Raw genomic sequence first — 13,502 nt, forward strand, 5'->3', positions numbered from 1 at the left:
GGGTGGGGGGTGCGGAGTCGGTCGAGGTGGGTGGCGAGGTCGTCGAGTCGGGGGTGTTCGAAGATGGCGCGTACGGGGGTGTCGATGCCGAGGCGTTGGGAGATGGTGTCGGCGAGTTCGGCGGCGAGGAGGGAGTGGCCGCCGAGTTCGAAGAAGGAGTCGTCGGGGGTGATGGTGTCGGTGCCGAGGACGTCCTGCCACAGCTCGATCAGCACGGCCGTGGTGGCACTGCCCGCCGAGGACTTCCGGTCGGGGCCGGCGCCGTCGGCGCCGCTCGCGGTGAGGCGGACCCGGGGCGTTCGGTCGCCGAGCCGCTCGCGCAGCAGGGCCAGCGCCTCGGCCGGCACCTCGGAGGCATCCGCGGCCGCGTCGAGGGTCAGCCGGGCCGCGAGGTCGGCGTCGCCGCCGGTCGGCGTCACCACGGCACGCAGGACCGCCGGGTGGCTCCCGATCAGCCTGGCCACCTCACGGGCGTTCACCGTGCCTGCCGCTGTGCCGACCCGCTCGCCGAGCGTGCCCACCAGAGCGTGCGGGTCCTTCGCGACGGCGGTCAGCACCTCGGTGTAGTGCTCCGCCATCACCGTCAGCAGGGTGTGGCCGACCGCCCCGGTGGGGTCCTTCCACAGCACGTGGGTGCCGCCGCTGTCCTCCCGGACCATCACCGCGAGGGTGTAGTCGGCGCTGCTCTCCATGTCGAGCAGGCTCAGCACGCACGAGGCCCCGTCCACAGCCCCGTCCGCGCGCAGTTCGAACCGTTGCACGTCGACGTCCTGGCGCAGCCCGGCATGCCAGTACTGGAAGACCGTCTGGTGGCTGCGCGCGTGCGCCTGCCATCCGGTGAGGCCGACCTCGCGCAGGATCGCCGGCAGCGGCAGGTCGCCGTGGGTCATCGCGGCCCGGACCTCACCCCGCAGGGTACGGATCAGATCGGCGTAGCTGTCCGTCCCCCTGACCTGCCGACGGATCGGCAGGGCGTTGACGAAGTAGCCGACCTTGTCGCGGAGTTCCTCCTCGGAGCGGCCGTGGAACGGGATCGAGGCCAGCAGGTCGTCCTCGCCCGCGAAGCGCCGCAGCAGCGCGAAGTACGCGCCGAGGAGCACGGTGAAGTACGACACGCCGAGCTCCTCGGCCCGCTCCCGCAGGCGCGGCACCAGCGCGGCGGGCACCTCGGTGCTGAGCACCGTGTAGCCGGGCTCGTCCACCGTGGCGGGCAGCTCGAAGCCCGTGCCGCTGCCGAGCGCGGCGCGCCAGTGGGCACGCTGGGCGTCCCCGGCGGGAGTGTCGGCCAGCTCGCGCGAACGCCGGGCGAAGGCGGTCAGCGGCCCGATGTGGTCGGCCGGGGCCAGGGGCCGCCCGGCGTAGGCCTGGCGCAGCGCGTCCAGCACCAGCAGGATCGAGGCGCCGTCATGGACGAGATGGTGCACCGCGATCAGCAGTACGCTGCCCTCACTGCCGTGCAGCACGTCGACCCGGGCCAGCGGTCCCGAGGTCAGGTCGAACGGCCGTTGCCAGGTACGCCGGACCGCCTCCTCCATGCTGCCCGTCACGGTGTGCTCGGCCACCGGGATCGGCGGCGCGTCGGCCCAGCCGAGCCGCAGGCCCGCTGGCCCGTCCAGCACCCGGGCGCGCAGCTGCGGGTAGGCCGTGCCGAGCGCGGCGACGGCCTGCCGCAGCCGCTGCGGGTCGAGCGTGCCCTCGATCCGGAACGGGGTCGGAATGATGTGCGTCCACTGCCGGGGGTCGAGCCGCCAGGAGATCCACATGGCCTCCTGGCCGACCGAGAGCGGGAGTTCGCACACGGTCGCGGCGCCCGTCCCCGCAGGGACACCGGGGCCGGCCGCCTCGGTGCGCGGGCCGGGCGTCCCGTGGGTGTCGGTCATCGTCGGTTCCTCACTCATCGGCCGGCTCCGGAGGAGTCGGCGGTGGTCACGTGGTGGAGCGCAGGGGCAGGCTCCGCAGCCGTCGGCACGACGGTGCCCAGCCGTGCGACGGCGGCCCCGGCGGATTCGGGGCCCTCCTCCTGGGCGCGCTGGTGGAGCAGCGAGGCAAGGCGGGCCCTGGCCGTGGTGCAGTAGACGTCGGCCAGGTCCTGCACCTCCTGCTGACCGGCGGTGGTCGCGCTCGCGGCCCGCGCCAGGGTGAGCGACATCGTCAGCAGTTCGGTCGCGGTGCGGTTGAGCAGGATCAACAGGCGCTGCCTGGATGCGAGTTCGGCGCGCTGCGGGTGGCGGCGGGTCAGTTCGAGGCAGTCGTGACCGAAGCGGTGGACCTGCTCCCGTACGAAGCTCAGGTGCTCCAGGTTGCGGGCCGAGAGCGCGTGGTCGTCGCCGAAGTCGGCCGGCGGGGCCTGCTCCGCCGCCAGCTCGGCCGCGTGGTCGGGCTCGGGGTAGTAGTAGGACAGCAGGGTCCGGCCCGCGCTCCAGTTGTCCAGCAGGAAGTCCACACCGCCGGTGATCCGCAGGCCGCGCACGTCCCGGAAGGCGCGCTCCACGGCGAGCGGGGGCACCTGGCGCCGCTGCTTGCTCTGCGCGCTCTCGTAGCCCTCGCCACCCAGCATCGACAGGGTCCGTTCGGCGATCCGCCAGCCGAGCACCGAGCAGATGTTCTTCGACGCGTTCTGCTCGAACTTGAGGTTGACGGCCGTGCCGTGGTCCTCGCCGAGCAGGCTCCAGCGGGCCGTGCTCTCCAGCGCGAAGGTCTCGGCCTGTGTCTCGGCCAGCCGGCGCTGGATCTCCTCGTACTCCCCGAGCCCCCGGCCGTCCACCGAACGGCGCGCCACGAAGTCCCGCGCCCAGGACAGGCAGAGCTTCGCGGTGGCCAGCGAGGGCGCGGCGATGATGTACAGCCGGCCTCGGACCACCAGCAGTGAGACCGCGGGGGTGAGCCGCGAGGTGTGCTCCGGGTCCGGCTCGGCGAGCGCCAGCTCCGCCGGGACCCGGACGTTCTCCAGGTCGAGCCCTCCGAACGGCAGCCCGCGCATCCCCATCAGCTCCTGCGAACCGCTGCGCCGCACCCCAGGGGTGTCGGCGTCGACGAAGAAGAGCCGGTTGCGCTCGCTGCCGTCCGGTGCCCGCACCGAGGCGGTGACGCTGAACAGGCCCCCGCTCGGCGCGTTGACGACCTGGATCTTCCGCCCGTTGAGCAGGTAGGCGGCGCCGTCCTCCACCGGGACGGCCGTCGTGGTGCGCCCCTGGTTGGCGGCGCCCGAGGGCTCCGTGTCGGCGCTGCCGGACAGGCCCCCCGCCAGCACATGGCTCCTGACCCGGTCGGCCAGCGGACCGGGAGGCAGCACGGGGAGGAAGGCACCGGCGCCCAGGGCGTTCTCGATGCCCAGCAGCACCGCGACCGGCAGGCACCAGGAAGCGGCCTCCTCGATCACCCGGAAGGTGTTGAACGAGGAGAGGCCGTGGCCGCCGACCTCGGAGCCGGCCTGCAGCCTGAGGTAGCCGTGGCTGCCCAGATCGTCCAGGAACCCGTCCGGCAGGCTGCCCTGGACGTCGACCTCGGTGGGGTCGATCCGCTCGCGCAGAAAGGCGCCGACGGCAGCCACCGCCGCGTCGCCGCGCTCGCGGTCCTCGGGCCGCTGCTCGGGGAAGGGGTGGATCAGGTCCCAGCGGAACCGGCCCTGGTACAGCTCCTCCAGGAAGCTGGGCCGGTCCGGATCACTGGCGAGGTTGCGGGTGCGTGGAGCCATCACAGTCCTTCGGGGTACCGGAACAGGTTTTCTGACGAAGTGTCAGCCGACGGGCGACGGCTGGGGTGCCTGCCCCTGCCAGGCGGAGAGCGCCTTGCGGTCGGTCTTGCCGGACGGGTTGACCGGCAGCTCGGCCAGGTGCACGAACCGCCCGGGGAGCATGTGCGCGGGCAGCGACCGGCGCGCGTGCACGGTCAGGCGCTCCGCGAGCTCCTGCCGCTCCCCGTCCGTCGGCGGCGCGGTGTCGGGTGTCGTGTAGAACGCGGTGAGCATCGGCTCGCCGATCCGGCTGACCGTCCTGACCACCACCAGTTCCCGGACACCCGGGGCGTCCTGGAGCCTGGCCTCGACCTCGCCGAGCTCGATCCGGAAACCGTTGATCTTCACCTGGTCGTCGGCCCGTCCGGCGTAGCAGAACATGCCGTCCGGCAGCAGCCTGGCCAGGTCGCCGCTGCGGTAGTGGCGCCGGGTGCCGCCACCGGGAACGGGCAGCAGCGGGAAACGCTCCGCGGTCAGCTCGGGCCGGTGCAGGTATCCCAGCGCGACACCGGAGCCGGCCACCAGGATCTCGCCGGTCTCGCCGGGGCGGACGGGCGCGCCGTCCTCGCCGACCACCAGCATCTCCCAGCCGTCCAGCGCCTCGCCGATGTCCAGCGCGAACGCGGAGCCCTCGGGGGCGTCCGCCGCCCGGTCCAACTCCTCTTCGGTGAAGAGCCGGTAGGTGACGAAAACGGTGGCCTCGGTGATGCCGTAGGTGTTGACGAACCGGGTCCGGCGTCCTGCCTCCGCCCGCCACGCCCGCACGTCCCGGATGTCGACCGACTCACCGCCGAAGATCACATACCGCAGCGTCGACGGCACCACGCCGGTGCGCCGGGCCGCCCGCGTCAGGTGGCGGAAGACCGAAGGCACCACGTTGAAGACCGTCACGCCCTCGTGCACCAGCAGCTTCAACGTCGCCTGCGGCGAGGCCGCCGTCCGGTGCGGCACCACGACCAGCGTGCCGCCGCTCAGCAGCGCGCCCCAGATCTCCCAGACCGAGAAGTCGAAGGAGTACGAGTGGAAGAGGGTCCAGACGTCGTCGTGGCGCAGCTCGTAGCGGCGGGCGCAGGCCCGGACCAGGGCCACCACGTTGCGGTGCGGCACCTGGACGCCCTTGGGGCGGCCGGTGGAACCCGAGGTGTAGATGACGTACGCGGGTGCGTCGGCCGTCACGGAGACCGGGGGAGCGGGCACCGGGGCACCGGGCTGGGTGAGTTCGTCCAGCCGCAGTACCGGAAGCTCCGCGAGCTCGGCAGGCACCGGCTGGTCGGAGACGATCAGGCCGAGCCGGGCGTCCTGGGCGGTGAACAGCAGACGCTCGACCGGGTAGCCGGGATCGAGCGGCACGTAGGTGTGCCCGCTCTTGAGCACCGCGAGCATCGCAACGACCACGTCGGCCCCGCGCTCCAGGTGCAGCCCGACCAGTGCCCCGGGCTGCGGGCAGCGGCCGTGCAGCTCGGCCGCCAACCAGTCCGAGCGCACAGCGAGTTGGGCATAGGTGAGCGAGCCGAGGGCGTCCCGCACCGCGACCTGGTCGGGGAATCGGGCGGCACGCTCGTCGAACAGCTCGTGCAGGAGCGGGTTTTCGGGGGAGAGCTCGTCGGGCAGTGGCGCGCCGACGGCCGCCGGGTCGGCGGGGGAGTCGATGCGGACGACGTCGGTCATGGGCAGGGCCTTCGCTGAGGTCGGGGTCTTCTCGGTGGTCCGCGCCGCGTTGGCGGGCCGCTGCGCGGGAACGGTGCTCACAGCGCCAGCCTGATCCGGCGGCTGCGCAGCCAGCCGTCCAGCTGGAGCACCATCTCGGTGTCGGCCCGTCCCAGCCAGCCGCCGCGGTCCAGCAGCCTGGGATCGTCCACCACCTTCCAGGCGGACGGCAGGTCCAGCAGCGGCAGCACCGGTGCGCCCGGGTCCTCCAGCACCTGGCGCAGCCGGGTGGCCAGCGACTGCTTGTACCCGGCGTGGTAGGTGATCGGGAACGGCACCTTGGGCCGCTCCAGCACCGAGGTGGGCAGCAGATCCTTGGAGATCGCCCGCAGCAGGCTCTTGTCCCGGCCGTCGAAGGACTTCATCCGCCAGGGGACGTTGTAGAGGTACCCGAACAGCCGGTGGTCGGAGAACGGGAAGCGGACCTGGAGCCCGGCGGCGGCGCCCAGGCGCTCCGAGTGGTTGACCGCCTGCTCGTACAGCCTGGTCATGTGCAGCCAGTCGATCTCGCGGGCGCGCCGGTCGTCGTCGGCCGCACCGGCCAGGTGCGGTACCTCGTCCCTGGCCTCCTGATAGCGGGCCGCGCAGAAGGAGGTGTAGTCCATCTCGCGCAGCAGCTCGTCGTCGAAGAGCCCGTTGCCGATGCCGTGCGTCATCCCGAAGGTGCGGGCCCGTTCGATCCACGGGAAGGTCCGGTGCTCGGAGGAGGCCCGCTCCTGCCCGCTGATCAGGCCGCCGAACACCGCGTCGGCGGCCTCCCCGCTGAGCGCCACCGGCGTGTGCTCGGCGACCTGACGGTAGAACAGGTAGGGGGTGAGGTTCTTGTCGCCGAACGGTGAGGGGAAGTCCTTGGCGGCCAGGACCGCCTCCAGAGCCAGTGGATCGGTCAACTCGCCCGGCTCGACCAGGACTTCGCGGTGGTCGCAGCCCAGTCGCTCCACCACGGCCTGGGCGAACGGCCGGTCGGGCACCGCGGCGGCGCTGTCGCCGAAGGAGACCGTGAAGGTGTGCGGAGCGCCGCCCGCGACCTCGGAGACCAGGCCGGTGAGGGCGCTGGAGTCCAGGCCCCCGGAGAGCAGGACCGTCGGCGTCCCGGCGCCCGCCTCCCTTGAGATCACGTCGTCGAGCAGGCCGCGTGCGGTCTCGATGGTCTGCGCCAGGTCCTGGGTGTGCGGCCGGGCCTCCAGCGACCAGTAGCGCTGCTCGACCACCCCGTCCTTGCCGAACCGCACCAGGTGCGCGGGCCTGACCTCGCGCAGACCGCGCAGCACCGCGTGCCCGGGCCTGCGCACCTGGGCCAGCACCGAGCACAGGCCCTCGGCGTCCAGTTCGGTGCTCACCAGCGGGTGCGCGGCCAGGGCCGCCACCTCGGAGGCGAACAGCACCCCGTCGGGCAGCGGCAGATAGCTCAGCGGCTTGACCCCGAACCGGTCGCGGCAGAGCAGCAGTTCGGAACTTCTGACGTCCCAGACGGCGAACGCGAACAGTCCCTCCAGCTTCTCGGCGACCGCGCGGCCCCAGCGCAGATAGGCGCGCAGCACCACGTCCGCATCGGTGGCCAGCGGGCCCCGGCGGCCGTCCGAGGCCAGCTGCGAGCGGAGCTCTGGGGCGTTGTAGAGCACCCCGTCGAAGGTGATCACGGCGATCGGGCCGCCGTGCTCCTGGACGACGGCGGGCTGCGCGCCCACCGTGTCCAGGGCATCGGCGCGATGGCCGAGGACGGCGGAGCGGCTGGACCACAGCCCTTCGCCGTGGCGGCCGCGTGTGGCGAGCCGGGCCGTCATCACGGACGCGGCCAGACCCTCGCGGGTCAGGTCGCGGCCACGGTCGACCCAGCCGGCGATCCCGGACATAGCAGTACCTCTCGGAGGAAGGAAGGAGCGGAAGGCGGACGCCGGTGGGCGCGGACCGGCTCGGTCAGTCGACGAGCAGCGGCAGTTCGCGCACCCCGCGGACCGAACCGGCCCGCCAGCGGAGCTGGTCGGCGGGCACCGCGAGTCGCAGCGTCGGGTGGCGGCGAAGCGCCGTGGCGAGGGTGATCTCGACCTCCAGCTGGGCCAGCCGGGCACCGATGCAGTAGTGCAGGCCGTAGCCGAAGCCGAGCTGCTTGGCGGTCGCCGTCCGGGTGACGTCGAAGCGGTCGGGCTCCGCCCAGCGGCGGGGATCGCGGTTGGCGGCGGCCACGCCGAGGATCACGTAGGAGCCCTGCGGGATCGTCACACCGCCGATCTCGACGTCTTCCAGCGCGTAGCGGTTCAGGCCCGGGTTGACCGGGCCCTCGAAGCGCAGCACCTCGTCGACGACGCCCGGCAGCAGCGCGGGATCGGAGCGCACCGCGGCCAGCTGATCGGGGTGCTGGAGCAGGGAGAGCACCGCACTGCTGATCAGCTGTGCCGAGGTCTCGTAGCCGCCGAACAGCAGCAGCCCCGCCATGCTGACCAGTTCGTCGTCGGTCAGGCCCTGGCCGCCGGTGGTGACCTTGGTCAGCTCGCTGAACAGGTCGGGGCCGGGTTCGGCGCGCCGCGCCGCGACGAGGGAGCGTACGTAGGTGTCGAAGGCGTCCAGGGCCTCGATCGTCCGGCGGGCGGCCTCGTCGTCCGGCACGAAGCCGCCGAGGACACTGGCCGCGGTGCGGAACAGGTCCGCGTCCGAGGACGGTACGCCCAGCAGCTCGCAGATCACCGTGATCGGCAGCTGGTTGGAGACCGCCTCCACCAGGTCGAACTCCGTGCGCCCGTCGAGCGCGTCGAAGAGCTCGTCGGTGATCTCCTGGATACGTGGGCGCATGCCCTCGATCCGCTTGGCACTGAAGGCCCTGACCACCAGCTTGCGCAGCCGGTCGTGGTCCGGCGGGTCGAGGTTGGCCATCGCCCGGCCGAGCAGCCTGCTGGTGCGCAGCGCTACCTGCCAGCTCGGCGGCAGCGGCTCGGGCGGCAGCACCTTCTGCAGGCCGCGGGCCAGTTCGTTGCTGAGCCGGGGGTCGGCCAGCGCCGCCATCACCTCGTCGTAGCGGGTGATCAGCCAGCGCTCGGTGCCGTTCGGCAGCTGTACCCGGTGGACGGGGCCTGCTTCGCGCAGTCGCTCCAGGTCGGGGAAGGGGTTCTGGGTGAAGTCGGCGTCGAGTTGGTGGACGGTGTCGGCTGCGCCCGCGAGGTACGGGCAGCTCGCCTGATCGGTCTCTGACACGGGGATCCTCTGTCTGCCGGACGGTTGGTCCGGGCATGGCTAGATCGGTCGGGTTCGTTCGGTCTCGTTCGGCTCTACGGGGGGCGCCGGCTCCGAAGGTGCGGCGCGGGAGGGGCTCGGCCCGGGCCGGGCACGCGGGCAGGGCTGCGCCCGGAGCCCGGCCGCCTCGGTGTGCGGTGGGAGCCGTCGTACGGTGGGGCGGAGCTCAGTCCAGCGGTTCGAGGTACGGCCGCAGCCGGCCCGCGAGTGTGGCGGCGTGCTCGGGGCCCAGGGCCGACCAGTGGTCGCCGGGCACCGGCTCGACCCGTACCTCGCCCTGGTAGAGCGGGGCGAGGCGCCGGGCGAGCTCCGCGCACAGGGTCCTGTCGGCCGCCGCCTTGAACAGCACCAGGCCGCACGGGGCGGGCTGCGGACGGTGGCGCAGCATCGCGGTGAGGTTCGCGTTGTGCACCCGGACGAAGTCGGGCACCCCGGCGGCGGTGGCCCCGGCGAGGTCGCCGATCCGGTTCAGCCCGCCCTGTGCCGCGTCGCCGTCTCGGCCGGGACCTGCACCGATCAGCTTCGAACGGCCGCGCTTGACCAGCGCCTCCACCTGGAAGGACAGCGCCTGCTTCAGCCAGCGGGGCCGGGTGGCGACCGGGCGGCCCCCGGTGTCCGGCAGATAGCCGTCGATCGCCAGCAGCAGCCGAACCTGCGCTCCCTCGGCGGTGAGCTGACGGGTCATCTCATGGGCCACCATCGCCCCGAACGACCAACCGCCCAGCAGGTAGGGGCCGTTCGGTCGGGCGCGGCGCAGGACCCCCACCTGGTGGGCGGCGATCTGCTCCAGCCGGTACAGCGTGCGGCGCCGGTCGTGCATCCCCGGCGACTCGATGCCGTAGACGGGGCGGGAGTCGTCCATGGCCGCGGCCAGGTGGCGGTAGCTCAGCGTGCTGCCGCCCGCCGGTGCGAGCAGGAACAGCGGGTTACGCGGGCCGCCGTCGCGCAGCAGGGTCAGTCCCGGGACGTCGGGCACCGCGGTACGGCCGGCCGACGACGTGCCGGTGGTGCCGGTGGCGCGGGCCGCCGTCGGGGTGCCGGCCTCCGGCGCCTTCTCCCGCACCATCGCGACGAGCTGGCGGAAGGTCAGAGAAGTCGCCACGGCTGCGGCCGGGATCTGCGCGCCGGTCTCCGTCCTGACCTGGGCGAGTAGCCCCACGATCATCAGGGACGAGCCGCCGAGCTCGTAGAAGTCGTCTCCCGGGAGGGCGGTGCCGACACCCAGCGAGGCGCGCCACAGCGCTGCCACCCGCTCCGCGAGCACGTCGAAGGAGCCGGCCCGGCCGGTCCCGGCCGGCTCGGGCTGCCCGCCCCGGGGCGCCAGGGGCTGCGCCGGCCGGTCTGCGGGCTGCACGGACCGGGTCTCGACGGCCTGCTCCGCGACGGGGCGGTCCTCGATCGGCCGCTCCCCGGCGGACTGCCCTCCGGTGAGCTGCTGTCCGGCGCTTGCGGGCTGGTCCTGGCGGGGTGCCGGGCGGCAGCGGGTGCCCGCCATCGGGTGCGGCGGGAGCGAGACCAGCCGGCTCCGGCCGTCCGGGCGCAGCTCATCCCAGGGCACCTCCACTCCGTGCTCCCAGAGGCGGCCGAGACCGCGCAGCACGGCGGCGCTCTCCTGCCCGGGGTCGCGACCGAGGAGCGGCACGGCCGCGGCCGGGACCTGAGTACCGAGTGAGCCGCCGAGGGTCTGCCGGGTCAGGCCGTCGCCCGGCCCGAGCTCGATCAGGACCTTCGCACCGCTGCCCGTCAGGGTGCGCAGCCCGTCCTCCAGGCGCACCGTGCCCAGCAGCTGCCCGGCCCAGTACTCGGGATCGCCCACAGCGGCCGGGTCGGCCCAGTCCCCGGTGAGATTCGAGGCGAACGGCACCCGGGGGGCCTGGTGTGCGGTCGCGGCCACCGCCCGGCGCAGCGCATAGGCCGAGGACGCCATCAGGGGCGAGTGGAAGGCGTGCTCGGTCTCCAGCAGCCTTCCCTGGACGCCAAGTTCGCGCTGTGCCCCGGCCAGCTCGGTGATCCGCGAGACGGGGCCGGAGAGGACCACATGGTCGCCACCGGCCACCGCGAGGGACACGTCCGCATCGAGCAGGGCGGCGGCCTGGTCCGCACCGATCCGCAGGGCCAGCATGCGGCCCGGAGCGGCGTCGTGCATGGCCTGGGCACGCTGCCAGACCAGGCCGAGCGCATCCGGCAGGTTCCAGACGCCGGCCACCGCGGCGGCGGTGTACTCGCCGATGCTGTGCCCGAACAGCGCGGCCGGGTGCACCTCCCAGCTCTCCAACTGCCGGGCGAGGCCGTAGCCCAGGATGAACAGGCCGAGCTGCTGGTGCCTGGTGTCGGCGAACCACGCCGGCGGGGTAGCCGGGTCGAGCATGGCGGCGATCTCCACGCCGAACCGCCGCCGCACCTGCTCGCGGCAGTCCTCGAAGACGTCCCGGAACACCGGCAGGAGGGTGTGGGCACCCAGCCCGTAGCCCGCCCGCAGGGCGCCCTGGCCGGGGAAGAGGAAGGCCGTCTCGGGCTCGCGCCCGGCGAGTGTGACCCGCTCGGCCTCGCGCAGCCGCTGGGCGGCCTCGCCGGGGGCGCCGGCCGCCACCGTGACCCGGTGGCGGAAGCGGCGCCGGGCGGCGAGGGTGCGGGCGGTGTCGGCGAGGGCCGGGGCATTCGGTGCGCCGAGCCGGTCGGCGAGCTGCTCGCGCAGGGTGTGCAGCGTCTCGGGGGAGGACGCCGACAGACACAGAACGGCCGGCTCCACCACCGGCTCGGCGTCCTGCCGGCCTTCGTGCTGCCCGGCTTCCTCGGGGCCGGTCGGCGGCGCCTCCCCGAGCACCACATGTGCGTTGGTCCCACCGATCCCGAACGAGCTGACCCCGGCCAGTCGTGCTCCCCCGCCCGCCCAGGGTCTCAGCTCGGTACTGATCCGGAACGGCGTGGTGTCCAGTTTGAGTTCGGGGTTGGGGCGCTTGAAGTGCGGGGTCGGCACGAACTCGCGGTGCTGGAGCATCAACGCGGTCTTGATCAGCCCGGCGACGCCGGACGCGGCCCCGGTGTGGCCGATGTTGGCCTTCGCGGCACCGAGCAGGCAGTAGCCGACGCGGTCGGTGCCCGCCCGGTACGCCGCGGTGAGCGCGGCCAGCTCGACGGGGTCGCCGACCCGGGTCCCGGTGCCGTGCGCCTCCACATATCCGATCTCGTCCGCCCCGACACCGGCCTGAGCCAGCGCCAGCTCGATCACGTCGCGCTGGCCGGTCACCGAAGGAGCGGTGAACCCGATCTTCTCGCCGCCGTCGTTGTTGATCGCCGAACCGTGGATCACCGCGATGACACGGTCCCCGTGCTCCAACGCGTCGTCCAGCCGTTTGAGCACCACCACACCGACCCCGCTGCTGCTCACCGTTCCGCTGGCGGCGGCGTCGAAGGCACGGCAACGGCCGTCCTTGGAAAGGATGTTGCCGTCCTGGTAGAGGTAGCCCCCCGCCTCCGGCAGCCGGACTGTCACGCCGCCCGCCAACGCGGTGTCGCACTCGTAGCCGAGCAGCGCGCGGCAGGCCTGGTGCACCGCGACCAGGGAGGTCGAGCAGGCGGTCTGGACGGTGACCGCAGGGCCGCGCAGGCCCAGCTTGTAGGCGACGCGGGTGGCCAGGAAGTCCTTCTCGTACCCGATGATCCGCATGGTGGCCCGAGCCGGGTCGGCGCCGGAGGCGAGGGGCGCCGCGGCGGTGTCGCAACCCGCGTAGACGCCGATCCAGCCGTCGGTACGGGCCGGGTCGGTACCCGCGTCGTCCAGGGCCTGGGCCGCGCACTCCAGGAACACCCGCTGCTGGGGGTCGATCCCCTCGGCCTCGGCCGCGCTGTAGCCGAAGTGCTCCCAGTCGAACCGGTCACCGCCGGCGATCACGCCACGGGCCGGCACATAGTCCGGATGTCCGGCCAGCGCCGGATCCACACCCGCGGCCAGCAGCTCGTCCTGACTGAAACGGCTGATGCCGTCCGCGCCTGCCCGCAGATTGCGCCAGAACTCCTCGACGTCCCGGGCTCCGGGTAGGCGGCAGGACATCCCAATGATCGCGATCGCGTTTTCATGGCTCATCGGGACAACCCTTACTGGGAGCAACTGAACGGCGGGCACCCGGTCCGGCCCACTGCGGATCGCGCGGTGAGGGCCTGAGCCGAGGAGTGGTGCGCCCCGGCCACGGAGGCGGGCCGAAGCGTCACCGTTTCCGTCGCGGGCGCTGCTCGCCTCCTGACATCCCGAAAGCTAGCCGCAGTTGATCAATGGTTGATCTACGAAAGATCAACTGGCCGTTGATGGACGTCGACCGGCTTCGACGACCGCCGGGGTGCACGTACCCGTCTGCCGGGAACAGTCCCGGTCGACGGCGTCGTTGATCGCCGCCCACCGACCGTGCCGACCGGGTAGTCCCGTCCTCCCCGGTCCCGCAGAGTTCGACGGGCGAAGCCCCGCCCCTATCTCCGTGCGTCAGCCTCGAAACTCAAATCGCCATCGCGCGTGCCACGCTCAATTCAGGTTGAGACCGTGGGCGCGCTGCACAGCGGCACCGGCGCTCCGGCCGAGCGCCCCGACCTGCTCTGACGTACCGTCTGGTCGCTCGGTTCTTGCGGATGCACTTTGCTGGTGCGGGTGTCCCCGAGATGGTGACGCGCCGGACGAGCGAGTGGGTGGCGGGGCAGCGCCCGCCTGAGTATCAGCGTCAACAGCAGGGTTAGCGCGCACGAGCACCAGTGGACGGTGCGCACCCGGCTACCGAGGCGAGTGCCCCCGAGCAGGTTCCGGAGGCCGGCACACCGACCAGCAGTCCGACCCGGACGGTGCCGACGGTCC

At 73.1% G+C, this 13,502-nt stretch carries 6 protein-coding genes; all 6 read right to left on the reverse strand.

Annotated elements, in window-relative coordinates; translation table 11 throughout:
- Nucleotides 1–1,880, reverse strand: a 1,880-nt coding sequence (locus tag P3T39_RS27280; protein WP_280701614.1) for a condensation domain-containing protein, incomplete at its 3' end; no start/stop codon positions are given.
- Between the two features lie 14 nt (nucleotides 1,881–1,894).
- A complete protein-coding gene (locus P3T39_RS27285) occupies nucleotides 1,895–3,694 on the reverse strand; it encodes an acyl-CoA dehydrogenase family protein (protein WP_280701615.1) in 1,800 nt (599 codons plus the stop codon).
- A gap of 42 nt (nucleotides 3,695–3,736) precedes the next feature.
- A complete protein-coding gene (locus tag P3T39_RS27290; protein WP_280701616.1) occupies nucleotides 3,737–5,482 on the reverse strand; it encodes an amino acid adenylation domain-containing protein in 1,746 nt (581 codons plus the stop codon).
- Complete coding sequence (gene asnB / locus P3T39_RS27295; RefSeq protein WP_280701617.1) at nucleotides 5,479–7,293, reverse strand: asparagine synthase (glutamine-hydrolyzing); 1,815 nt, start codon at nucleotides 7,291–7,293, stop codon at nucleotides 5,479–5,481. The genes P3T39_RS27290 and asnB overlap by 4 nt, the downstream gene beginning before the upstream one ends.
- Before the next feature lie 64 nt (nucleotides 7,294–7,357).
- Nucleotides 7,358–8,626, reverse strand: a complete 1,269-nt coding sequence (locus P3T39_RS27300; RefSeq protein WP_280701618.1) for a cytochrome P450 — start codon at nucleotides 8,624–8,626, stop codon at nucleotides 7,358–7,360.
- 205 nt (nucleotides 8,627–8,831) lie between these two features.
- Complete coding sequence (locus P3T39_RS27305; RefSeq protein ID WP_280701619.1) at nucleotides 8,832–12,749, reverse strand: beta-ketoacyl synthase N-terminal-like domain-containing protein; 3,918 nt, start codon at nucleotides 12,747–12,749, stop codon at nucleotides 8,832–8,834.
- Nucleotides 12,750–13,502: the final 753 nt, after the last annotated feature.

It is taken from the genome of Kitasatospora sp. GP82 (genome assembly GCF_029892105.1).
Taxonomy (GTDB): Bacteria; Actinomycetota; Actinomycetes; order Streptomycetales; family Streptomycetaceae; genus Kitasatospora.